The organism is Micromonospora sp. M71_S20 (assembly GCF_003664255.1).
In the GTDB taxonomy this organism is placed as follows: domain Bacteria; phylum Actinomycetota; class Actinomycetes; order Mycobacteriales; family Micromonosporaceae; genus Micromonospora.
This window is the reverse complement of record NZ_RCCV01000001.1, coordinates 4,439,005-4,462,240: the sequence shown is the minus strand read 5'-3', so window position 1 is coordinate 4,462,240 and position 23,236 is coordinate 4,439,005. Positions and strand designations below refer to the sequence as shown.

The window sequence follows — 23,236 nt, the reverse complement described above, 5'->3', positions numbered from 1 at the left end:
GACGCGACCCCGCCCATCCTCGTGACCCGACAACGGAGGGAAGACCATGCCTTCAACGCAGCCGACCGTCACCCGTCGCGCTCTGCTGGGGGCGGTGGCGGCGCTGCCGCTGGCCGGCTGCGCGGACGACAGGACGCCTTCCGTCGCCACCACCTCGGCTGTCCCCGCTTCCCCCTCCGCCGCCGCGACGGGTGGTCACCACGATCGCCTGGCGGAGCTGGAGCGCACGTTCGACGCGCGCCTGGGCGTGTACGCCCTGGCCACCAACACCGGCGACACCATCGTCCACCGTGCGGACGAGCGCTTCGCGTTCTGTTTCACGTTCAAAGGGCTGGCGGCCGCGGCGGTCCTGCACCGCCACCCGCTGTCCCACCTGGACACCGTCGTCAGGTACACCGCCGACGACCTCATGAAGAGCTCCGTCATCACGAGGCGGCACGTGGCCTCGGGGATGACGATCCGCCAACTGTGCGACGCCGCGGTGCGCCACAGCGACGGTACGGCCGGCAACCTCCTGCTCCGCGATCTGGGCGGGCCGGCCCAACTGACGGCGTACGCCCGTAGCCTCGGCGACGCGGTCACCCGGATGGACCGCACGGAGCCGGCGATCACGACCGCCATCCCGGGAGACGCCCGCGACACGTCTTCTCCGCGAGCACTCGGCACCACCTACCAGCGGATCGTGCTGGGCGACGCCCTGCCGCCCGAGAAGCGCGCCGTCCTCCGTGACCTGCTGGAACGCAACGCCACCCGCGCCGGCACCCAACGCGTCCGCGCCGGCGTGCCCCGGGGCTGGACCGTGGCCGACAAGACCGGGACCGGCGACTACGGCACCGTCAACGACATCGCCGTCGTGTGGCCCCCGACGTCCGCGCCCCTCGTCATCGCGATCATGTCGAGCAAGGCCACCAGGGACGCGGAATACCAGCAGGCCCTCGTCGCCGAAGCCGCCGCGTACGTGGCAGCCACTCTCACCCAGGGGCGTACGTCATGAGGGGAACCCGCCCGGGGACGTTCACGTGGCGCAGCGCACGGCCTCGAACTCCGTGCCGGGCGACGGATCCTGGTGCCGGAAACCTTACTGTCGGGTCTCCGGGCTGGCGCCGTAGCGGCACGATGGCATCGTGACCGAGCCCCAGAACGTCGCCGCCGATCTGGTCGTGGGCGCTGCCCACGCGGCGGTGCGTCGAATCGCCCCCGAGGAACTTCCGGTCTTCGACGAGGTGGCCGCCGGCTGGCGGCGGCAGCTGTCGAAGGGACGCGTCAGCTGGTCCGTCCCGCAGAGTGGGGTCGGCTTCGGCATCGACGTCACCCTGCTCACCGAGCTCGTGCTCCAGGTGGTGGCCGCCGCCGTGGGCGAGGTGCTGGTCATCGGTGCCACCACCGTCCGGGCCGGCCTGCTGCGTCGCCGCCGCCGGGAGCTGCCCGCCCCGCCCGACGCCCGACCGGGGCTGGACCCCGAACAGGCACGCCGCCTGCGGGAGGCGTGCCACCGGCACGCGGTGGCGCTGGGCCTGGACGCCGATCGGGCGGAACTGCTCGCCGACGCCGCGGTCGGCGCGATGGTCGATCCGCCGGACGCATGACCGGGCCCGGTGCCGGCGGGGCCCACCACGACGGCGGTACGGCTGCGGACGGCACGACCGGCGTCGGCGACGCCGGCACCGGCACCGGCCCACCCCTGCCTCCGGACCGGCTCGGCTGGCTCTACGCACTCGTGCTGGCGTCCCTGATCAGCGTCGGGATCAGCGCGGGTGGCCTCTACTTCGTCGCCGACCGCTCGCTCTCCCGGCCCTGGGCGGCCGCCGTCGACGTCTGCACCCGGGCCCATCCGGTGGCGGCGGCGGAGCAGTCGGCCGCCCGCGACCGCTGCCTGGCCGGGCAGTTCGGCCGGCGTGGAGTGGTCATGCTCGCCGGGGCGGGTATCGCGCTGGGCGCGGCGGCGGCGCTCGTCCTGGTCCTGCCGCTGGCCGACCGGCGTCGGCTTCGTCGCCGGCTCACCGTGCCGGGCGCGCAGGAACGCTTCGTCGATCTCTGCGACCGCAACGGGTTGGCCGGGCGACGCCGACCGAGGTTGATCGTCGCCGCCCCGCCCGTACGGCAGGCGTACACCACCGGTGGTGTGATCGGCGCGCCGACGGTGGTGCTCCCGGCGGCCGTCGCGGTGGCCCACGCCGACCCGGCGCGGTTCGACCCCGTGGTGGCGCACGAACTCGCGCACGTCCTCGCCCGGGACGTGGCCTGGGCGTCGGCCGTGCGTGCCCTGATCTGGGTGCCGGTGCCGGCGGTGCTCGCCGCCGGCCTGCTCGAGGTGGCCTTCTTCGGGCCGAACGCCACCTACCTGACGGCGCTCGGCCGGGCGACGGTCGTCGCGGTGCTGACCGCCCTGCTGGCGGCCGGGCTGCTGCGGCGGCGCGAGCGGGAAGCCGACCGGTACGCCGCCGGTGCCGGCCACGGCGAGCGCCTGGCCGCGCTGCTGCGCGCCGGGACCGCGGGTCCCACGCGACGGCGTCGGCTGCTCGCCCGGCATTCGGATCCGGCGACCCGGGCGGCGGCGCTGGGCCGGCCGGCGGACCCGCCGGGCGGCCTGACCCACGGGCTGGCGGTCGGCGCGGTCGCGATGCTGGCGACGGGCGCCGCCGACGCCCTCGCGCGCGACCTCTTCCTGACCGCGCAGGCGGCCGTCGGCCCGCCCGTCGCGGTCTGTGTCGGCGCCCTCCTGCTGAGCCTCGGACTGCTGCCCGCGCTGGTCCGCCGGGCCGCCGCCGGGGCGGGTGGCTGGTGGCGACCCGTTCTCGGCGCGGCCATCGGCTTCGCGGTGACGGCGTTCGTCGCCACCGCACTGCCGGTTCCGGGAAGCTCGGGCGTCTCCGCCCGGCCGGACGTTTCCGTCGCGCTGCTCGTCGCCGCGCTCGCGGGGCCACTCGCCGCGTCGGCGGCCGGGCTCTGCGTGCTGCTGGCACGACTGGTGGTCGCCCGCCGGCCCGGGTCGGTCGGCTGGCGTTCGGCCACGTACCTGGTGGCGGCGGCCGCCGGTGTCGCGGTCCTCTGGCCGTTGCCGGCGGTGGCGTCCGTGCCGACCGACGGCCACGCGGCCCGCAACTGGCTGGTCTTCGCGCTGCCCCGCAGCGGTTGGCCGCTGCTCGCGCTGCTGGTACCGCTGCTGGTCGGCCTGCTGCTGCGCGGGGCCGGGGAGGGGCACCGACGCCCGCCGCGCCGGTGGGACCGGGGGGTCGTGGCGGCGGTCCTGACCGCCGTGCTGATCGGTGCGGGAGCCGCCTTGTGGCGGACCGAGCTGTTCCCGCCGGGCACCCTGGCCGAGGCGGGCCGGCAGGCCCAACAGCGCTGGCTGCTCTGCGCGCTCACCGGCTGGGCGGTCCTGGTGGTGCTCGCGGTCGGCCGTCGTGCCGGTGTCGGCCGGGCGCTGACCGCGGGCTGGGCGGCCGGCACGGCGGCGGCGCTGCTGCAGTACGCACACGCCCTGCTGACCGGACGGGCGGACGGGTGGGACACCGCCGAGGCGCACCTGCTGGCCCCGCTGGCCTGGCTGGGCTACCTCGTCGCGTTCACCCTGCCGTTCCTGGTGTCCCGGCCGACCGTGCCCGGACCGGTCCCGTCCTCTCCGGCCGGCGTCCGGGGGCCCGTGGCGGCGGTCGCGGTGCTGGCGGCCCTGCTCGCGGTGGCGGTACTCGGTCCGGGGATCCCCGGGGCGTACGCCCCGCTTCCGGTGGCGGAGCCGGCCGGGCTCTCCGCGCCGTCGATCGCTCCAGTCGTCCCGCCGGTGCCCGACGCCACCCCCACACGGTCGGCTCCGGGACGCCCCGACCCCGGTCGGCCGCTCACCCACGCGCAGGCCCGCCGGGCGGCCGGCGCGGTCAGGGCGGTGCTGCCCCGGGGCTGGCGGGTGCCACCCGACCGGGCTGAGGGCGGCGGCTCCCGGATAGACCCGTCGGCCTGCCGGCCCCTGGCCGAGGACTCCTACCTGGACCGGCTCGGCGGAGTCGAACGGGTCCGGGAGCGGGCCCGCTTCGCCACGGTGCCTGGCCTCACCGCCACGGCGTCGGCCGAACTGGTGATCGAGATCAGGTCCCACGCCGAACCGGTGCCCGCCTCGGTGCTCGCCGAGGCGGAGTCGGCGCGCCGGGCTTGCCCCCGCTTCACCGCCCGGGGCGCGGGCGGCTCGGCGGTGCGGTTCGCGGTCGACGCGCAGCCGCCACCCGCGCTCGGCGAGCAGTCCTGGCGGGTGGACTACCGGCTGAGCGCGGGCAGCGGGCGGGCCCGGATCACCGGGCGGTCGGCCTTCGTGATCGTGCGGGTGGGACACAACCTGGTGACCGTCTACGGCAGCGCCGTCTCTGAGCCCCTGGACGAGCGGCTGCTCGATGCGGCGGTCGAGGCCGCGGTGGCGAAACTGGGCGACTGACCGACCTGGGCGGCGGTGCGGCCGGCGCGCGTGCGGTCCTCACGGTGCCCAGGGCGCGGCGACGTTCCAGGTGCTGTCCGCGCTCCAGAGGGTGGGCGTGTCGTACGCCGCGCCGCCGGCGCCGTTGCTGAGCCACACCTCCGAGTTGAAGTGGCGCAGGAACGAGCCCCGGAAGTTGTACGACTCCAGCGAGACTCCGCTGCCGGTCAGCCCGGTGCGGGCGCACCAGGTGGCGTCGGCGCGCATCAGCGCCGAGCCGTCGTTCGGCGAGTTGCGGACCCGGGACCCGGCGTGCCGGAGGTACTGCCCCGGGAAGTTGACCGACTCGAAGGAGTAGCAGTTCGCGTCGGCCAGCCCCGCCCGGATCGTGTAGGTGGCGTCGTTCTTGAGCAGCGCCGTGCTGCCCGCGTCGACGATCGCGGTGTAGGCGAGGCTGTCCTGGTGCCGCAGGTACCTCCCCGTGTGTCCGGGCGTGGTCACCTGCAACGACCGTCGCGTGTTCAGCGGCAGTGCCACCGGCTGGTTGTCGCCGAGCGACCTGGACGCGTCGATGAGCGCCTGGTTTGCCGCCCGGACCCGGGACTCCACCATCTTGACGATCCGGCGGTCGTAGGTGAGGAAGCCGTTCAACTCGCCTTCGAGGTCGGTGATCTCGGTGTACACCGAGGCGCTGAGGCCCTTGCCGAGCATCAGGTTCCGGGTGCCCTGCACCAGCCCGACGTACCGGTCGGTGAGGGCGGTGGAGTTCGGCTGCCACTCGTAGGCGAAGAAGCCGCCGCTGGGGCTGTACTCGTGCCCGGGCGTCCGCAGGCCCAGGCCGCCGAACTCACCGAGCACGGCGATCCGGGAGGCCGACGGGCTCGGTGACGCGGGGCCGAGGTAGACGTGCCAGTCGTCGATGTCACCATTGCCCGGGTCGCCCAGCGACTGGCAGCAGTTGTGGCCGCTGTGCACGTTCACCAGGCGGGTCGGGTCCTGGTTCTTCACGTTCTGCCCGACCCGCCGGGTGTCGGCGAGCGCGCGCTCGCCCCAACCCTCGTTGTAGACGGTGTACGCGACCACCGCCGGGCTGCTGCGGTGTTCGTCGACCACCTCCCGCGTCTCGGCCTCGAACTGCGCCTGCTGGGCGTCGTCGGCGTTGACGTCCTGCGCGGTCAGGGACGGGACGTCCTGCCACACCAGCAGGCCGAGGCGGTCGGCGTGGTAGAACCACCGCTGCGGTTCGACCTTGATGTGCTTACGGACCATGTTGAACCCGAGGTCCTTGTGTTTCTGCAGGTCGAAGGCGAGCGCCGCGTCGGTGGGGGCGGTGTAGAGCCCGTCCGGCCAGTACCCCTGGTCGAGGGTGCCGGCCTGGAACACGAACTGGCCGTTGAGCTTCGGGCGCAGCACCCCGCCGACCATCCCGGTGGTGATCTCCCGCATCCCGAAGTAGTGCGTCGTCCGGTCCGTCCGGGCGCCGCCCGGGTCGCGCAGCGTCACCCGTAGGCCGTAGAGGAACGGATCGTCCGGGGACCACCGGCGGGCGTTCGGCACCGGCACGCTGAAGTCGGTGAAGCCACCGGTGGTTGAGCCGACCACCGTGGTCCCGTTCAGCGCCTCGGCCAGCACACTGTGCCCGGCGACGTTCCCCCGGGTGAACACCCGCACCCGTAGCGTGTTGGTGGACAGGTTCGGATAGACGTCGACGCTGCTGATCGACGCGGTCGGCACCGGTTCCAACCAGACGGTCTGCCAGATACCGGAACTGGGGGTGTAGAAGATCCCGCCCGGGCTCTTGGTCTGCTTGCCGATCGGCGGCAGGCTGCCGTCCTGACGGCTGTCCGTCGGATCCCACACCTTCACCACGATCTCGTTCGTGCCACCGTCGAGATGCGGCGTGACGTCGAACGTGAAGGCGTCGTAGCCCCCGGTGTGCCCGCCGACCTGAGCGCCGTTGACCCACACGGTGGCCTGCCAGTCGACCGCCCCGAAGTGCAGCAGTGTCCGGCGGCCGGACCAGTCGGCCGGCACGGTGAAGGTGCGCCGGTAGAACAGGTAGTGGCGGTTGTCGTTGGCGGCGCGCTGCACGCCGGACAGGGCGCTCTCCACCGGGAACGGCACGTTCACCCGCTCGGGGAGGTTCGTGCCGAACTGCGGGGCGTCGTTGGTGGCGGACTGGCGGAGTTGCCACTCGCCGTTGAGGTTGAGCCAGTCGGGCCGGGTCATCTGCGGTCGCGGGTATTCCGGCAGGGGCGTGCCGGTGAGGGCCTGGCTGGTCCACGGCGTGGTCAGTGGGGGCGTCTTCGCGGGGGCCGCCCGGGCCGGGGACACCGGCGGGAGCAGGGCGGCCAGCAGGGTGAGGGTGGCCGTGAGCGGCAGGGTGCGGATGCGGGCGCGACGTGTCATGCCGTCTCCGATGTGGACGGGTCGGCGCGGGCGCGGGGACGTGCCCGTGCGACGGGACGGGGGGTTCCCCGGGATGGGGCGTACGGCGGCGGTGAAGGCCGGGGCAGGACGACCCGCGTGGGCCGTCCTGCCCCGGGGTGGCGCGGTCAGCTCGTCGGCTCGACCCAGATGTTGCGGTAGTGGACGTTGAGGCCGGGGTCGCCGTGGTCCTGCAACCGGATCGGCCCCACGGAGGGGCCCTCCGGGGCGCCGTTGCCAGTGGGCCCGTTGATCACCGCGTTGTCGTGGACGGTGACGCCGTTCCACACGACCGTGACCCGGGCGTTCTCCGTCTTGACTCCGGCGCTGTCGAAGCGGGCCGCCCGGAAGGTGACGTCGTAGGTCTGCCACGTCTCCGGCGCGCCGGCCGCGTTGACCGACGGCGCGATCTTTCCGTAGATGGCGCCGCCCTCGTCGTTGGCCGGGGTGGTGTCGCCGAAGGAGTCCAGGACCTGGAGCTCGTAGCGGTCCTGTAGGTAGATCCCGCTGTTGGCGCGGGCCTGGCCGGTGACGTCCGGCGGCAGGTTGGGCAGCCAGAACTCGACGTGCAGCCGGAAGTCACCGAAAGCGCGCCTGCTGCGGATGTCGCCGCCGAGGACCTCCACCCCGCCCTTGGCCAGCGGCCAGGTCGCCGGTGTGCCGTTGGTGTACTCGAAGTTGTCGAGGTGGGACCCGTCGAGGAGCGTGACCCGGCCGGTGTCGCCGCCGGGGCCGTGGGCCTCGAACTCGTAGATGCGTGCCGCGTTGTCCGAGGTGTTGGTGGCCTTGGTGACGTTCAGTCGGACGTATCTGGCCTGGGTGGGGGAGATGTCGTGGGTGGTGGTGTTCGCCGTGTTGGCGGTGACGGTCGCCGCCGTCGTCCAGGAGGTGCCGTTGGTGCTGGTCTGGATGGTGAAGTCGCGGGTGTTCCAGGCGGTGTTCTCGCCGCCGGCGCCCGCGTGCCGTACGACGAAGCGGCTCACGCTCCGGGCGGTGCCCAGGTCGACCTGGAGCCACTTGTTGGTGCCGGTCGAACACCACTTGTCGCTGTTCCCGCCGGACACGCTGCCGTTCACGGCCCTGGCCGGGCCCTCGGTGGCCGAACAGGAACTGTCGGCCGTCGCCGCCCTGCCCAGCGCGAGGTTCTCGGTGGCGGCCTGCCCACCGTAGGCCTCGAACTCGTAGATGCGTGCCGCGTTGTCCGAGGTGTTGGTGGCCTTGGTGACGTTCAGTCGGACGTATCTGGCCTGGGTGGGGGAGATGTCGTGGGTGGTGGTGTTCGCCGTGTTGGCGGTGACGGTCGCCGCCGTCGTCCAGGAGGTGCCGTTGGTGCTGGTCTGGATGGTGAAGTCGCGGGTGTTCCAGGCGGTGTTCTCGCCGCCGGCGCCCGCGTGCCGTACGACGAAGCGGCTCACGCTCCGGGCGGTGCCCAGGTCGACCTGGAGCCACTTGTTGGTGCCGGTCGAACACCACTTGTCGAGGTTGCCGCTGGTGACCGTTCCGTTGACGGCCCTGGCCGGGCCCTCGACGGCGGAGCAGGAACTGTCGGCGGTCGCCGCCCTGCCGAGCGCGAGGTTCACGGGCGGCTGCTGACCGGGGATGGCGTTGAGTGTGTACCACACCTCGGTGTTCCAGAGCGACTGGCCGTTGCTGGCCGAGAACGGCCGGGGCGAGCGGACGTGCACCACCCGGCCGGGCTTGAGGCCGTTGATCGCCAGCGTGACGGTCTTCCCGTCGGCCGACAGGGTGGCCGAGGAGACCGACAGGGTCTCCTCGTCGACCTTTGGCCCGCCGTACGCGGCCGTCGCCACGTAGCGCCACTGCTTGACCCGGTACTTGCTGGCCAGCGCGGCGGCGGTCGTCGCCGACAGGGGCTGGGTGTATTCGATCTGGAAGCCGTTGGGCAGCGCCCGCATCGCCAGCATGTCGAAGTTGTTGCCGCCGTTGGGGGCGATCTTCTGTAGGCCGTAGCTGAGCTTGCCCTCCTGCCCCCAGTTGCCGCCGCCGTGCAGGCCGCCGGTGTAGATGGCGCCGTCGGGCCCGACGGACACCTCGGACACCCCCGCCTCCAGGCCCTGGGTCATCCGGAACAGGGCGCCCTGGTACTCGCCGTTGACCTTCTCCAGGTACGCGCGCTGGAGCCCGCCGTAGGTGACGTCGCCGATGAGCATCTGCCCGGCGAACGGGCCCTGGTTGAGCATGACCGGGGTGCTCGGCGAGTTGCCGATCTCGTTCTGCGGCATCCAGAGGACCGGCGGGGTGACCGGGTTGTTGTCGAACGGGCCGGCCGGGTTCATGTAATGGTTGAAGAAGCGGCCCTGCTTGACGTGCACGAGCTTCGACGACGGCAGCCAGCCACCCTGGTTGTCCGTGACGAAGATGTCGCCCTCCGGGCCCCAGCCGATGCCGTGCGGCGTGCGCAGGCCGCCGGCCACGTAGTCGACCGCGCCGGTGCTGCGGTTCACCCTGATGGTCGTGCCCCGGTTCGGGGCCGGTTGCGGGTCGGTCGTGGCCCCGCCGTAGTTGATGGACACCGAGAGGTTCAGGTAGAAGTACCCGTCCCGGTACAGCAGGCCGAACCCGAACTCGTGGAAGTTGCTGCCGAACGGCCAGGTGGCCACGGTGCGGTACTGGTCGGTCACCCCGTCGCCGTTGGTGTCGTTGAGTTCGGTGAGCTTCGCCTTCTCCGCGACGTAGATCTTCCCATCGACGATCTTGATCCCCATCGGCTCCTGAAGCCCCGTCGCGACCCGCTGCCGGGTCACCTGGCCGGCACTGGTGCTGCCGGTGACGTTGCCCAGGATCCACACCTCGCCCACGCTGGTCAGGGAACCGCCCCAGGTGGACACGGCCAGCCGGCCGTCGGGGAACCAGTCGAACCCGGTGACCTGCGGCTGGAAACCACTCGGGCGCAGGTCGGTCAGGGTGTAGTTCGGGTGCACCGACGTGAGCGGCAGCCCGTCGCCGGGGGAGTCGCCACTGGCCTCGCACTCCTTGCGGCCGGGTGCGGTCACCCGCACGACGCCGGCGTCGGTGCTCAGCGCCGAGTTCGGGACGTTCACGAACGTGCCGGAGCCCGGCGTCTGCCACTGCAACGTGAGCTGCTGGCCGCCCGTACGCTCGAAGTGCTCGATGCGCAGGGAGTGGTATCCGGGGGTCAGGTCGACCGCGCCGTCCTTCGGTTCCGGGCCGTGCGCGCCGTCGTGGTCGACGATCAGCGTGTCGTCGATCAGCAGACGTGACCCGTCGTCGCTGATGAGCCGGAAGGTGTAGCTGCCGGCCTGGGTGATGTTGACGTTGCCGAGGACGTGGACCAGGAAGTGGTCCTCGATGCCGAAGTCCGCCGCGCTCGTCCAGTTGACCGTCGGCATGAGCTTGTCGACGTTCGGGGTCTGGCCGGCCTTCAGGGTGCAGAGGTTGTTCAGCGGCACCTGCAGGTCGAAGACGCGCAGGGTGACGCCGGGTTCCTGCGGGGGCGGAGCGGCAGCCGCGCTCGGCGGGGACAGCCACAGGCCGGCGACCGCCATGACGGCGGTGATGGCGCTCGCGATGGGCACGCGTGCTCGTCGGGACGATCCGAGCATTCTTCTCCTCCAGGGGAGCGGGACAACGACGTACGTCGTCGCGCGGCGCTCGGGCTCAGCGGCGGGCCCGGACATCGAACGGACATCGTTGTCATGTCCTGATGGTTGGCCTGGCACGCCGCTGCCTGGTGAGGCAACACTAGGATTCTTAAATCTAAATGTCTAGATGTTTGTGTGAGATCGCCTGAACTTTCGTCCGGACGGGCAAAAGTCGTCGACGCCGTGCGGCGCCACCGTGGACCGGCCACGGTGACGCCGGACGGGGTGAACCCGGTCGGGTCCCCGGGCTACCGGAGGGCGGCGTCGACGCCGTGCGGGGCGACGAAGACCTTGTCGGCCTGTCCGACGGCCTGGGCCTCGAGCGCCTGCGAGACCTCCTCCAGCGGGAAGAACGCCGGCCGCAGCCGGTCCAGGCCGAGCGTCGGCAGCATGCCCACCGCGCGGTGATGGGTGTACGGGTTGATGACCGCCCCCACGATGGTCAGCTCGCGCGCGAAGACCTCGTTGGGGCGCACCCGTGCCTCCTCGTCCGGCCGGGCGACACCGAAGATCAGGATCCGGCCGCCGCGGCTGGCCATGCCGATCGCGGACTCCAGCAGGCGCGCCGAGCCGACGGCGTCGACGACGTACGGGAAGCCGAGGCCGTCGGTCAGGGCCCGGGCCGCCGCCCCGCTGGCCGGGTCGGTCGGGTCGAGGGCGGCGTCGGCTCCCATGCGCAGCGCGAGGTCGCGGCGGTCCGGGCGGGGATCCATGACGACGACGGGGGCGAGCCCGCGGGAGCGGGCCAGCGCCACCATCATCGCGCCCGCCGGGCCGGCGCCGTGGACGAGCACGGGCAGGCCGGAGCGGGGCGCGAGCTGGTCCATGCCGTGGATGCAGCACGCGAGCGGCTCGGTGAGGGCGCCGATCCACGGTGGCGTGTCCGGGGGCAGCCGGTAGGCGATCCGTGCCGGCACCACCATGCGCTCGGCCATCCCGCCGTCCAGCCGTACGCCGTAGCCCCGCTTGGCGTCGCAGAGATGCTCCTGCCCCAGCCGGCAGTACGCGCAGGCGGTGCAGTAGTCGTGGGGCTCGACGGTCACGAGGTCGCCGGGCGCGAGCCGGTCGACCCCGGGGCCGACCTCCCGCACCCGCCCGCAGACCTCGTGACCCAGCACGACCGGCGCCGCCGCGGGGAAGCTGCCGCCGACGATGTGGCTGTCCGTGCCGCAGACCCCCACGGCCAGGGGCTCGATGGCCACCTCGCCGGGGCCCGGGGCGCGCTCGGGCAGGTGCTCGACGCGTACGTCGCCCGGACCGTGGCACCGGACGGCGGTGATCGTGCGGGCTTCAGTAAGCGGCACGAAGCAGCTCCTTGAGTCGGCGGATGTGCGCCCGGGCGGCCTCACCCGCGGCGTCGGGATCACCCGAGCAGAGCGCCTCGAAGATGGCCTGGTGGTCGGCGACGGCCTGGGCCATGCCTCCGGTGAGGCTGGTCGAGCGCATCGCGATCAGGACCCGACTCTGGACGCCGTCGAGCATCCGGGTCAGCACCGGACTCTGCGCGGCCTGCCGGATCTCCCGGTGGAACGCGGCGTCGAGTTCGATGTGGCGGGCGAAGTCGCCGTCCGCCGCGACCTGCCGGTGCTCGGTGAGCAGGGCGAGCAGGCGGCGGCGCAGCGCCGGGCTGTACCGCTGCGCCGCCAGCCGGGCCACCGCCCACTCCAGAGCCTCGCGGGCCTCGTAGAGGCTGACCAGCTCCTCGCCCTCGATGCGGGCGACGACCGCGCCGCGGTTGAGGGTCTCGCGCGCCAGCTCGTCCTGCACCAGGCGGATCACCGCGTCGCGCACGGGGCTGCGGCTCACCCGGAACTCCTCGGCCAGCGCCGGGACGCTCAGCCGGGTGCCGGGCCGCAGCTCGCCCGAGATGATCCGGTCTCGCAGCGTCCGGTAGAGCAGCTCGCCGACCCGCTCACCGGTCTGGGGATCCGCTTCCTGCGCGGGCACCGGCAGCGTCGCGGCGGGGGGCCGGGGCATGGAGGGTGGCGTCACTGGTGTCCTCACTCGTGTGGCTCGGGCCCGACCGGCACCGCGGCGAGGAACGCGGCGGCGAATCCACGGTAGTTCGCGGCGACCGCCGCCACCGCCTGAGGGCGGGCCAGGTCCCCGGCGAGCAGCCCGCGCAGCGCGTCCCACCAGATGCTACGCCCGATAGCGAAGCCGGTGAATCCGGCGGCGGCGGCGTCGGCGAGCCAGCCTTCGACCCGGGGCGCCGGCGCGTTGGCGCCGAGCAGGATGCACTCGCCGCCGGCCTCGGCCGCGATCCGGGCCGCGGTGCGGTAGTGCTCCTGCCGGTCGAGGTGCTCCAGCTTCCAGACGTCCACCGGAACCTCGTCGAGCAGCTCGGTCATCGCGCGGTGCACCAGCGCGGGACGCAGTTCCCGTTCGAACCGTCCCGGGTCGCCGCCGACGGCGTCCAGCTGCGCGGGCGTGGGCGGCACGAGCAGCTCGAACAGGAAACGGCCACCGGCGTCGCGGACCGCCGCGGAAACCTCGGCCAGCCGGGCGCGCTGGACGCGGTTGCCGTCGACATCGCCTTCGACGTTGTAGCGGACCAGGACCTTGGGCAGCTCGGGCTGGTGGTGCTCCAGGTGGGACCTGAGGTCGGCCGGTTCGGTCTCGTAGATCTCGCAACCGCCGCGCTCCAGCGGCATGCTCACGGTCACGCCGTTGGCGTGGGCCCGCTCGGCCACGCCGGGGCCCAGCGTCGCGTCGACGAGGATGCCGGCGTGCGCGGCGAGCCTCGGCTCGTCGGCGAGCGCCGCGAGGAGCCCCTCCACCACCATGTGCTTGCCGTCGGTGATCGCCGCGCGTTGGCTGCGCGTGGCGGTGCCGGTGTGGCCGTAGAGCGCCTGGGTGAGCCAGGGCCGCTGGTCGACCGCGAGGATGAGCAGGTGCTGCGGCTGGTTCATCGGGCGTCCTCCGACACGATGCAGGGTTTGAAGTAGTCGCCAGCGACGAAGCGGGCGAAGGCGTCGGGCAGTTCGGCGAGGGTCACCGGCACCGTCAGCCGGTCCCGCAGCGCGGCGCCGTGGTCGCGCAGCAGGTCCCAGTTCGCCTCGACCTCGCTGGTGGGGAAGTAGAAGGAACGCACGGTGTAGCAGTCCGTGCGCCGCCACCGGGGCGTCGCGGGCATCGTGTAGGGCTCGTCGGACTCGCCGAGGGCGATCACCGCGCCGCCGGGCGCGACCACCCGCTGCGCGGTCTCCCGGGCCGCCGCCGCGCCGCTGACCTCCACCACGAGGTCGTACTGGTTCTCGGCCGTCAGGTCGCCCGCGGCCCGGGCGCCCAGCTCGACGGCGGTGGACAGCCGACCCTCGTGCGGGTCGAAGGCGTCGACCCCGCCGACGCCGAAGGCGCCCGCCACGGCGACGACCCCGAGGCCCAACGGGCCGGCGCCGATCACCAGCGCCCGGTCGACACCGTCGGGTTGGGTGCGCTGCCACAGGCGCAGGGCGTGCGCGGCGGTGCCCACGGTGTCCAGACCCAGCACCGCCGTGTCCAGCGGCACGTCGTCGGGCACCGGCAGCAGGCAGCGGGCCGGCACGTCGACGTGCTCGGCGAACCCGCCGTCGCGCTGCCAGCCGATCAGCTCCCGCAGGTGCAGGCACTGGTTGGTGCGTCCGGCGGCGCAGCGCCGGCACGTACCGCAGAAGACCGGGATGTAGACGATGCCGCGGGTCCCGACGGGCACGGTGACGTCCGCGCCGACGTCGACCACGGTGCCGGCGATCTCGTGTCCCGGCACCACGGGCGAGCCCGACCGCAGCAGCCGCTTGTCCGAGCCGCAGAGGGCGCAGACGTCGACGCGGACGCGTACCTGCCCGTCGGCGACCGGGCCGAGCGTGGCCCGCTCGAAGTCGATCCGTCCGTCGCCGAGGAAGCGGGCACGGACACTGGTGGTCGTCACTTGACGGCACCTCCGGTGATTCCACGCACCAGCCACCGCTGCGCGAAGATCGTCAGCAGGAGGGCCGGCGCTGAGATGAGCGTGCTGGCGGCCATCAGACCGCCGAAATCGTTCGATCCCTGGCCGATGAAGTTGAAGGCGATGACCGTCAGCGGCAGCGTCCGGTCGTTGGCGAGGGCCAGGGCGAACAGGAAGTAGTTCCAGGAGAAGACGAAGCTGAGCGTGAGTGCCACCGAGACGCCGGGCAGGGCGAGCGGCAGCACCACCATGCGGAACCGCTGCCAGGTGGAGGCGCCGTCGATGAGCGTGGACTCCTCGATGCTGATCGGGATCTCCTCGAAGAACGGGATCAGCAGCCAGATGCACAGCGGCAGGGTGACGATCAGGTGCGCCACGATGAGCAGGGCGTAGTTGAGCCCCGTGTTCGACGGGGCGTCGATGCGGATGGAGAGCACGAACAGCGGAAGGACGAACAGCACGCCGGGTGCCATCCGGGCGAGGAGCGTCACGAAGCCCAGCGTGTTCAGTTGCCGCCGGACGATCACGTACGCGGCCGGGGCGCCCAGCACCAGGCCGAGCAGGGTGGAGCCGCCGGCGACGATGAAGCTGTTGGCGATGTAGCGGCCGAACTCGAACCGCTCGAACAGGTTGGTGAAGTTCTCCAGCGTCAGCGGCGAGGCCACGTCGAACAGGGAACCGGTGATGTCGACGTTGCGCCGCAGCGACGACCAGAGCATGAACAGCACCGGGCCGAAGAAGACCACGGCGAACAGGACGTACGCGGTGTAGACGCCGACCAGCCGCTTGCCCGCGCTCATTTCGCGGCCCTCCTTCGGACCAGGGTGAAGACGGTGGCGATCAGGACGACGAGCACCAGCAGGGCGATCTGCAGGGTGGCGGCGTAGCTGGGTGCCTGGTTGATGAACGCCTCGTTGTAGCCGTACACGTTGAGGGTGTTCGTCGAGTCGACCGGCCCGCCCTGGGTCATGATGTAGATGGTGTCGAAGAAGCGGACCAGGTCGACGGTGCGCAGCAGCATCGCGACGATGAGCACCGGCCGCAGCAGGGGCAGACCGATGTTCCACGCGGTACGCCAGCCGCTCGCCCCGTCGATGGCCGCCGCCTCGAACGGCTCCTCCGGCAACGACCGGATGCCGGCGGAGATGATCAGCGCCATGAACGGCGTCCACTGCCAGATGTCCACGAGCGCGATGGACCAGGGCGCGATGGACGGGTCACCGAGCCAGACCACGGGGTCGATCCCGATGACGGCCAGCAGCTCGTTGGCCGCCCCCAGCGACGGATCCATGATCAGCAGCCAGAGCAGGCCGACCGCCACCGACGCGGTGATCGCCGGGATGAGCATCATGCCCTGGAAGACGCGCCGACCCGGCACGTCGAGGCTCATCACGTAGCCGAGCGCGAGTCCCAGCACGGTCTCCACGGCGAGGCACACCACGAAGAGGAAGAGCGTGACCTTCAGGGAGTTGTAGAACGCCGGGTTGGCGAACATCTGGGCGTAGTTGTCGAACCCGAGGAAGCCCGTGTTCGTGCCGTCGGACTGCCGGTCGGTCACCGACAGCCAGACGGTGTACGCGATCGGCAGCAGGACCAGCAGGGCGGTGACCACGGCGGCCGGCACCACGAAGGGCCAGATCCCCCGGGCGGTCGGATGCACCGTCCTTCTCGGCCGGCGCCCCGCCCCCCGCCCCGCCGTGCTGGCGGAGCGGGGGCCGGTCGGGCGTTTCGTCGTCGTGTCGGTGCTCATGAGGCTCCTACTCGCTGTTCTTCGCCAGCAGCGGGGTGAGGCCGTCCTGGATCTGCTTGGCCGCTTCCTCGGCACTCGCCCGGCCGAGGATCACGGTGCCGACCGCGTCGCCGATGACCTTGCGCATCTCGGGGGCCGCGACACCCACGGGCCCGACCTCGGTGGCACCGTCGGTCTGCGCCTTCGTCAGCGCCGCGTTCCACTGCTTGAGCGTCTCGGTGTTGAGGGTGGCGGTGTAGGCGGGGTCCTGGCTGACCGAGGTGCGCGGCGGGGCGATGCCGGACTTGGTGAGTTCCAGTTGGGTCTTCGCGCTGGTGGCCCACTGCACGAACTTCCACGCCGCGTCCTTGTTCTTGGAGAACGAGGAGACCGACAGGCCCCAGGACAGCACGGTGGTCTTGGAGCCGGCGGCCCCGGCCGGGAAGTCGAGGACGCCGATCTTGTCCGCGATCCTGGAGGTCTTGGGGTCGATGATGCTGCTGACCTCGTTGCTCGACTCCAGCTCCATGGCGGCGTCGCCGGCGGCGAACAGGGCCGAGGACTGGGTGAAGGTGTTGTTGACGACGCCGGGCGGGCCGTACTCGCGGGCCAGGGTGGCGTAGCGGTCGATCGCCTCGACGGCCTTGGGGTCGTCGAAGTTGGGCGTGCCGTCGGGCTTGGTCCAGCTCACGCCCTGCGAGTGCAGGAACGGGCCGAAGGTGAACGGCAGCGCCGCGGACTGTCCGCGCAACGCGATCGGGGTGACGCTGCCGCCGGACTTCTGCTTGATCGTCTCCGCGGTGGTGGTCAGCTCGTCGAGGGTCTTCGGCGGCGTGACGCCGTACTTGTCGAACAGGTCGGTGCGGTAGTACAGCACCACGCCCTCGACGTTGATCGGCGCCGCGATCAGCTTGTCGTCCACGGTCATGCCGGCACGTACGGCGGTCGGGAAGTCGTCGACGTCGTAGTCCGCCCCGGCCTTGCTGACGTGCTCGTCCAGCGGCTCGTAGTAGTTGGACTTGGCGAACTGGGGGCCCTCGCGGGAGGGCAGCGTCATGAACACGTCCATCGAGGAGCTGCGCGACTGGAGGTTGAGCTGCACCTTGTCGCGCATCTGCTGCTCGGCGAACGTCTGGACCTTCACCGTGACGCCCGACTCCTTCTCGAAGTCGTCGATCAACGGCTCGATCGCCCGCTGCCAGGGGTGGTTCGACATGATCAGGTTGATCTCGTTGGCGGAGCCGGCGGAGTCCGAGCCGCAGCCGGCGGTGAGCCCGCCGACCAGGGCCAGGGCGAGCGCCGCGCTCAGGTACCTGTGCCGCATGTGCCTGCCTTTCGATGGAGGGGTCACTCAGGCGATGAGAGGGGTGAGCCAGTCGTGGAAGTCGTCGAGGTCGGCGGGGTCGGTGGTGCGCCACCGCGCGGGTACCGGTCGGGTGTGGCCGGCCACCTCGGCCAGTGGCACCGGGTCGTACCCGGCGGCGTAGGGGTCCGTGCCGACGCGGTGCAGGCCGACCATGAGTCCGCTGCGCCGGGCCGCCAGCAGCCGCGCGGCGTGCCGTCCGGCCTCGGTCGCCTCCCGGCGGTCGACCTCGCCCGCCAGGGCGCCGGCCGAGCGCTGCACCATGCCGAGGACCTCGCCGCGGGCGGCCACCCCGAGTTCGGCGGTGACCAGCGCGGCGAGCTGGCGGGACACCCCGCCCAGCAGGATCCGGGTGTGGTTGGCCGCCTCGAAGGGCTCGTCGGTCAGCTCGCGGGCGGCGCCCTCGCTGGTCACCACGAACGCGCGGCCGTGCGTGTGCAGGGCGTCGGCGACCTGCCGCAGGAAGTCCGCCCGGTCGAACGGCACCTCCGGCAGCAGGACGAGGTGCGGTGCGTGTGCCGGATCCTCCCGGTGCCACGTCGCGGCCAGCGCCAGCCAGCCCACCGACCGGCCCAGGGTCTCCACGATGCGTACCGGCTCGATCGCCCGCATGGCCGCGTGGTCGCGGGCGAGGTCGGGCACGACCCGGGTCAGGTAGCGCGCGGCGGAGCCGAATCCGGGGCAGTGGTCGACGCCGACCAGGTCGTTGTCGACGGTCTTGGGGATGCCGGCGGTGCACAGGGGCAACCCGGCCTGCTCGGCGCGTTCGGTGAGGGCCCGCAGCAGCGCCATCGTGCCGTTGCCGCCGATCAGCGCGACCCCGTCGACGCGGTGCTCGGCGAGCGTCGCGACCGCCGCGTCGAGGTCGTCGCCGGTGACCGCCCGGCGGCCGGCGCCGAGCCAGGATCCGCCGCGGTGGGTCCAGGCGGGCGGGACGTCGGCGAGGGTGACCGGGGTGAGCCGGCCGTCGACGAGACCGTCGGGGCCCCCGCGCAGGGCGAGGACCTCGTGTCCCTCGGCGCCCTCCAGGAAGCCGCGCAGGCTCGCGTTGACGACGGCGGTCGGCGCGCCGGTCTGGCCGATGAGCAGGCGCATGACGCTCAGGCCCTCACCGGGCGTGAGGCGACGCTGAGGTAGGTCTGGAACGCCTCCAGGCCCGGCCGGCCGCCCTCGTAGCCGACGCCCGAGTCACCGAGTCCGCCGAACGGCACCCACGGCGTGTTCGGCGTGCCCGTGTTGATCCCGACGATGCCGGCGCGCAGCCGGTCGGCGACCGCCCGCGCGGCGTCCAGGTCGGTGCCGCACACGTAGCCGGCGAGCCCGTAGCCCGTGGCGTGGTGCACCGCCAACGCCGCGTCGAGGTCGTCGTAGACGTGCACCGGCGCGACCGGTCCGAAGATCTCTCCGGTCATGGCGCGGCTGTCCACGGGCGCGTCGAGCAGCACAGTCGGGGTGGCGTAGTGCCCGGCGACCGGTGCCGCGCCGTGCGGCGCGACGGCACGGGCGCCCCGGGCGACGGCCTCGTCGACCAGCTCGGCCATGCGTGCCGGGTCGCCGGCCGGGGCGAGCGGGCCGATGTCGGTGCCGGGATCGCGGGGATCGCCGACGCGCAGGGCGCGGGTGGCCGCGACGAACGCCTCGACGAACTCGCCGGCCACCTCCCGGGCGACCAGGATCTGGTTCGCCGCGATGCAGGACTGGCCGTTGTTGCGGTACTTCGCGACCATCAGCGTCTGCGCCGCGGCCTGCGGGTCGGCGTCCGGGAGGACGACGAACGGCGCGCAGCCGCCCAACTCCATCACGGTACGCAGGAACCGCGGCGCCGCCTCGGCGGCCACCAGGCGACCGACCCGCGTCGACCCGGTGAAGGAGACCGCCCGCACCGCCGGTGCCGCGAGCCACGGGGAGACCACGTCGGCCGGGGTGCCGAGCACGGTGCCGAGCACCCCGTCGGGCAGGTGCCGCTCGCACACCGCGGCGAGCACCATCGACGACAGCGGAGCCAGTTCCGAGGGCTTGAACAGCACCGGGCAGCCGGCGGCGAGCGCCGGTGCGATCTTCCGGGCGGGGATCGAGACCGGGAAGTTCCACGGGGTGAGTACGGCCGCGATCCCGACCGGCCGGACGCCGACCCGGTGCTCGTGCTGCGGCACCACCGTCAGCCGCTGCTCGTCCTGCCGTTCGGCGAGCTCGGCCATGACCCGGAAGTACGTCACGGTCAGCCCGAGCTCGGCGGTGGACTCAGTGAGGCGTTTGCCGGTCTCCCGGGTGATCAGCGCGGCCCAGTCCGGTCGGGTCGCCAGGGCCTCGATGTCGTCGGCGATGGCCCGCAGGGCGGCGGCGCGCCTGGTCACCGGGGTGGCCGCCCAGGTCGGCAGCGCGTCGGTGGCGGCGGTGAGGGCGCCGGCGGCGTCGGCCGGGCCACCCGTGGCGACCTCGGCGAAGGCCGTCCCGGTGGACGGGTCGACGACGGGCAGGGCGGGCGCCCCCGTGGCGGTGCCCGGGACCGCCCGGCCGCCGATGCGCACCGCGCTCCGGGTTGCCAGGACCTCGTCGACGATCGGGGAATCGGTCACGACTGCTGCTCCTCGTACGGCTCGAGCTGGTCCGGATCGAGGTCGATACCGAGACCGGGGCGGTGGGGCACGGTGACCGTGCCGTGTGCGGTCAGGAACTCGTCGGCGGCCCGGCGCAGCGGGTTGGAACGGACGTCCCACTCGACGAGGGACGTCGCCTGGCTGCTGGCGGCCACCTGCACGGTCGCGGCGGTGGCGATCGCGCCGTTGTACAGATGCGGGTTGACGGTCTTGCCGGCGGCCTCGGCGGCGGCGAGCACCGTCAGGTATTCGCTGATCCCGCCGACCTTGGTGAGGTCCGGTTGCAGGATGGTGACGCCGCTGCCCCGCAGGTACGGGGTGAAGGCCGCGGCGCCGTAGAGGTTCTCGCCGGTGGCCAGGGGCATGCCGGTGCGGGCGCCGAGTTCGTCCAGTTCCTCCGGGCGGTCGCCGGCGAGCGGCTCCTCGACCCAGGCGACACCCAGGTCGGCCAGCGCCGGCAGCATCCGCAGCGCCTCGGGCAGCGACCACGCCTGGTTGGCGTCGGCGAAGATCTGTGCCTTATCGCCGAGGACGCGCCGCGCGGTGCGGACGTTGTCCAGGTCCCGGTCCCGGCCGAAGCCGACCTTGACCTTCACGGCGGTCAGCCCGAGTGCCCCGCAGTGCGCCGCGGTTTCCGCGACCCCGTCGGGACCGAGGCTGGAGCCGTAGACGGGCAGCTCGGTGCGGGGGTGCGTGCTGAGCAGCGACGCCAGGCTCCGTCCGGCGTGCCGGGCGGCCAGGTCCCACAGCGCGATGTCGACGGCGCTCACGGCCTGGTGGATCGGGCCGGGGGCGCCCCACTGGCGGCCCAGCGGACCCAGCTTCGCCATCAGCGCCCGCTGCGCGTCGGCGGGGTCGGCCGGCCGCGCGCCGAGCAGCAGCGGCGCCACGCCCTCCCGGATCGTGGCGACGCGCTCGCGCCAGGCCCAGGACGGGTAGTTGGCCCAGCTCTCGCCGACGCCGACCGAACCGTCGGCCAGCTCGACCTCGACCAGCACCATCACCCGGTGGGTCAGGGGGGCGAAGGACATCGCGATTCGTTCGGCGGGCCGGGCGCGGAACACCCGGCAGCGCACGTCGGCGACGGGGACGTCGGGCAGCCGCACGGTGTCCACCGGAGGGCCGGCCTGGTCGGCCGGGGAGCCGGTCTGGTGGACCGCGTCCGGGGCGTGCTGCAGATCTCCGCTGAGTCCCATGAGGCCTCTCTCACACTTGTGAAGAACTGCATGCAGTTCTAGCCGCCGTTCATCGGCCCGTCAAGGGCTGGAAACAAACTGGGTCGACCCGGCGGCGGGCGGTGGAGGGCGAAAAAGGACGACGCGCCCCGCAACGGGACGCGTCGCCGCGCGGTGTGGCGGCCGGTGGCGAGGGGGGCCGAAAGATCAGGCGGTGATGACGCGGATGCCGTTGCGCCGCGCCGTCGCCGCGACCGCCTCGGGCAGTGGCGCGTCGACGACCATGCTGTCGATCCGGTCGAGCCCGCAGACCTGCACCGGGGCGGTGGCGGTCAACTTGCTCGCGTCGACCACCAGGACGATCTCGTCGGCGATCTCCATCAGGGCGTGCTTGGCGCTGAGCTCGATCTCCGAGCGCACGTAGACGCCGCGCTCGTCGACGGCGCCGGCGCCGAGGAACAGCATCCGGATCCGCAGGCGGCGGGTCAGGTCGAGGGCCGCGAAGCCGACCAGCGCCTGGTTGTCGTGCAGCAGTTCGCCGCCGATCCCGATGACGCGGGCGCGCGGACGCGACAGCATGTGCCCCAGCACCGGCACCGAGTGGGTGACCACGCATCCCTCGAACTCGGCGGGCAGGGCGTGCGCCACCTCGGCGGCGGTGGTCCCGCTGTCGATGCCGATGGTGTCGCCGGGCTGCACCAGGCCGGCGGCGGCCGCCCCGATCGCCAGTTTGGCCTGCGTGTGGGTCTGGGCCCGGGAGGCGAAACCGGGACCGGCCACCCCGCCGGGCGGCAGGCTCACCCCGCCGTGCACCAGGGTCACCTCGTGCGACTCGGCGAGCTGGCGCAGGTCGCGGCGGACGGTCATCTGCGAGACGCCGAGCTGGGCGCTGAGTTCCGCCACGGAGAGGAAGCCCGCCCGCCGCAGCGCCGCCATGATCTGCGTGCGGCGCCGGGGGGCGCTCTCGTAACGGGACGTCTGCACGCTCACGCCGGGCCCTCCTGCCGGATGTCACCCCACGGGGTTCGGTGGAGAGTTTAGAGCAACCGAGGGATGTTATTTTTCTACCATCGGATGGTACGTTGCCAACGTCCTTTGGTAATTCTGGGAGGTATCATGACCGTTGCCACCGTGTCGCCCACCGTCCTGGCCCGCCCCTCCGGCGGCTACGCCATGCTCGCCGTCGACCAGCGGGAGGCCCTGCGGGCGATGTTCGCCGCACACCAGAGCCAGCCGGTGACCGACGAGCAGATCACCGACTTCAAGGTCGCCGCGGCCCGCGCGCTGAGCCCGCACGCCTCGGCGATCCTCGTCGACAAGCAGTTCGGCTGGGACGCCGTCATCGCCCAGGAGGCCGTCGCCGCCGAGTGCGCCCTGATCGCCGCCGCCGACCGCTTCACCGCAAGCGCCACCGAGTTCGTCGCCGACGTCGCCATCGACGACGGCGTCGACCCCGCCGCCGTACGCGCCCAGGGCGCCAAGGCGCTCAAGCTGCTCGTGCTCTGGCGCCCCGACGAGGACCCGGCCCCCCGGATCGCCCTGGTGACGGACTTCGTGCGGCGGTGCCGCGACAACGGACTCGTCAGCATCATCGAGCCGGTGTCCCGCGCCCCTCGCCAGGGCGGCGCCTTCGACCACGACGCCGGCATCCTCGCCGCCGCCAGGGAACTCGGCTCGCTCGGCGCCGACCTCTACAAGGCCGAGGTCCCCACCGCCGGACAGGGCACCCCGGCGGAGATCGTCGCCGGCTGCTCCCAGCTGAGCGAGTCCATCGCCGGGCCCTGGGTGGTGCTGTCGTCGGGCGTACCCGCCGAACTCTTCCCCGACGCCGTCCGCCTCGCCTGCCAGGCCGGCGCGTCGGGCTTCCTGGCGGGCCGGGCGATCTGGGCGTCGGTCGTCGGTAGCCCGACGATGGCCGACGACCTGCGGACCATCTCCGTGGACCGGCTGCGCCGCCTCTGCGACGTGGTTGACGACGCCGTGTCCCGCTGA

Annotated in this window: 17 protein-coding genes; 4 read left to right on the top strand and 13 right to left on the bottom strand. The window is 72.8% G+C overall.

Features of this window, described 5'->3' with window-relative positions:
- Positions 1-46: 46 nt before the first annotated feature.
- From bla to DER29_RS19105, 3 genes are all read left to right on the top strand, one after another.
- Positions 47-994, top strand: a complete 948-nt coding sequence (gene bla, locus DER29_RS19115) for a class A beta-lactamase (protein ID WP_121398568.1) — start codon at positions 47-49, stop codon at positions 992-994.
- 130 nt (positions 995-1,124) lie between these two features.
- Complete coding sequence (locus DER29_RS19110; protein ID WP_121398567.1) at positions 1,125-1,586, top strand: hypothetical protein; 462 nt, start codon at positions 1,125-1,127, stop codon at positions 1,584-1,586.
- Positions 1,583-4,423: a M48 family metalloprotease gene (locus tag DER29_RS19105; RefSeq protein WP_121398566.1), complete on the top strand. Its 2,841-nt coding sequence runs from the start codon at positions 1,583-1,585 to the stop codon at positions 4,421-4,423. Before DER29_RS19110 ends, DER29_RS19105 begins: the two co-directional genes overlap by 4 nt.
- Before the next feature lie 39 nt (positions 4,424-4,462).
- Here DER29_RS19105 and DER29_RS19100 read toward each other — a convergent pair whose 3' ends face one another.
- From DER29_RS19100 to DER29_RS19035, 13 genes are all read right to left on the bottom strand, one after another.
- Complete coding sequence (locus DER29_RS19100) at positions 4,463-6,811, bottom strand: AbfB domain-containing protein (protein ID WP_199729357.1); 2,349 nt, start codon at positions 6,809-6,811, stop codon at positions 4,463-4,465.
- Positions 6,812-6,957: 146 nt separating this feature from the next.
- Positions 6,958-10,413, bottom strand: coding sequence for a discoidin domain-containing protein (locus DER29_RS19095; protein ID WP_121398565.1), 3,456 nt, complete (start codon positions 10,411-10,413; stop codon positions 6,958-6,960).
- A 287-nt stretch (positions 10,414-10,700) separates the two neighbouring features.
- Positions 10,701-11,756, bottom strand: coding sequence for an alcohol dehydrogenase catalytic domain-containing protein (locus DER29_RS19090; RefSeq protein ID WP_158619056.1), 1,056 nt, complete (start codon positions 11,754-11,756; stop codon positions 10,701-10,703).
- A complete protein-coding gene (locus DER29_RS19085; RefSeq protein ID WP_121398563.1) occupies positions 11,743-12,429 on the bottom strand; it encodes a GntR family transcriptional regulator in 687 nt (228 codons plus the stop codon). Before DER29_RS19085 ends, DER29_RS19090 begins: the two co-directional genes overlap by 14 nt.
- A 23-nt stretch (positions 12,430-12,452) precedes the next feature.
- Positions 12,453-13,364 (bottom strand): 2-deoxy-5-keto-D-gluconate 6-phosphate aldolase domain-containing protein, encoded by a 912-nt coding sequence (locus DER29_RS19080; protein ID WP_199729491.1) that lies wholly within the window; start codon positions 13,362-13,364, stop codon positions 12,453-12,455.
- Entirely contained in the window at positions 13,361-14,362 is a 1,002-nt protein-coding gene (locus tag DER29_RS33940; RefSeq protein WP_158619055.1) for an alcohol dehydrogenase catalytic domain-containing protein, read from the bottom strand. Before DER29_RS33940 ends, DER29_RS19080 begins: the two co-directional genes overlap by 4 nt.
- Positions 14,359-15,180 (bottom strand): carbohydrate ABC transporter permease, encoded by an 822-nt coding sequence (locus DER29_RS19065; RefSeq protein ID WP_121398561.1) that lies wholly within the window; start codon positions 15,178-15,180, stop codon positions 14,359-14,361. Before DER29_RS19065 ends, DER29_RS33940 begins: the two co-directional genes overlap by 4 nt.
- The gene (locus DER29_RS19060) at positions 15,177-16,130 is read right to left on the bottom strand and encodes a carbohydrate ABC transporter permease (RefSeq protein WP_121398560.1); all 954 of its coding nucleotides are present in this window, start codon (positions 16,128-16,130) and stop codon (positions 15,177-15,179) included. Before DER29_RS19060 ends, DER29_RS19065 begins: the two co-directional genes overlap by 4 nt.
- Positions 16,131-16,137: 7 nt before the next feature.
- Positions 16,138-17,433: an ABC transporter substrate-binding protein gene (locus DER29_RS19055; RefSeq protein WP_121398559.1), complete on the bottom strand. Its 1,296-nt coding sequence runs from the start codon at positions 17,431-17,433 to the stop codon at positions 16,138-16,140.
- Between the two features lie 27 nt (positions 17,434-17,460).
- Positions 17,461-18,567 (bottom strand): diphosphate--fructose-6-phosphate 1-phosphotransferase, encoded by a 1,107-nt coding sequence (locus DER29_RS19050; protein WP_121398558.1) that lies wholly within the window; start codon positions 18,565-18,567, stop codon positions 17,461-17,463.
- A 5-nt stretch (positions 18,568-18,572) separates the two neighbouring features.
- A complete protein-coding gene (locus DER29_RS19045) occupies positions 18,573-20,048 on the bottom strand; it encodes an aldehyde dehydrogenase family protein (RefSeq protein WP_158619054.1) in 1,476 nt (491 codons plus the stop codon).
- Positions 20,045-21,265 carry a mandelate racemase/muconate lactonizing enzyme family protein gene (locus DER29_RS19040; protein ID WP_121398556.1) on the bottom strand — a complete coding sequence of 407 codons (1,221 nt, stop codon included), beginning with the start codon at positions 21,263-21,265 and terminating at the stop codon, positions 20,045-20,047. The genes DER29_RS19045 and DER29_RS19040 overlap by 4 nt, the downstream gene beginning before the upstream one ends.
- Before the next feature lie 186 nt (positions 21,266-21,451).
- A complete protein-coding gene (locus DER29_RS19035) occupies positions 21,452-22,234 on the bottom strand; it encodes a DeoR/GlpR family DNA-binding transcription regulator (RefSeq protein ID WP_121398555.1) in 783 nt (260 codons plus the stop codon).
- A 126-nt stretch (positions 22,235-22,360) separates the two neighbouring features.
- Between DER29_RS19035 and DER29_RS19030 the strand changes: the two genes are divergently transcribed.
- Positions 22,361-23,236: an aldolase gene (locus DER29_RS19030; protein ID WP_121398554.1), complete on the top strand. Its 876-nt coding sequence runs from the start codon at positions 22,361-22,363 to the stop codon at positions 23,234-23,236.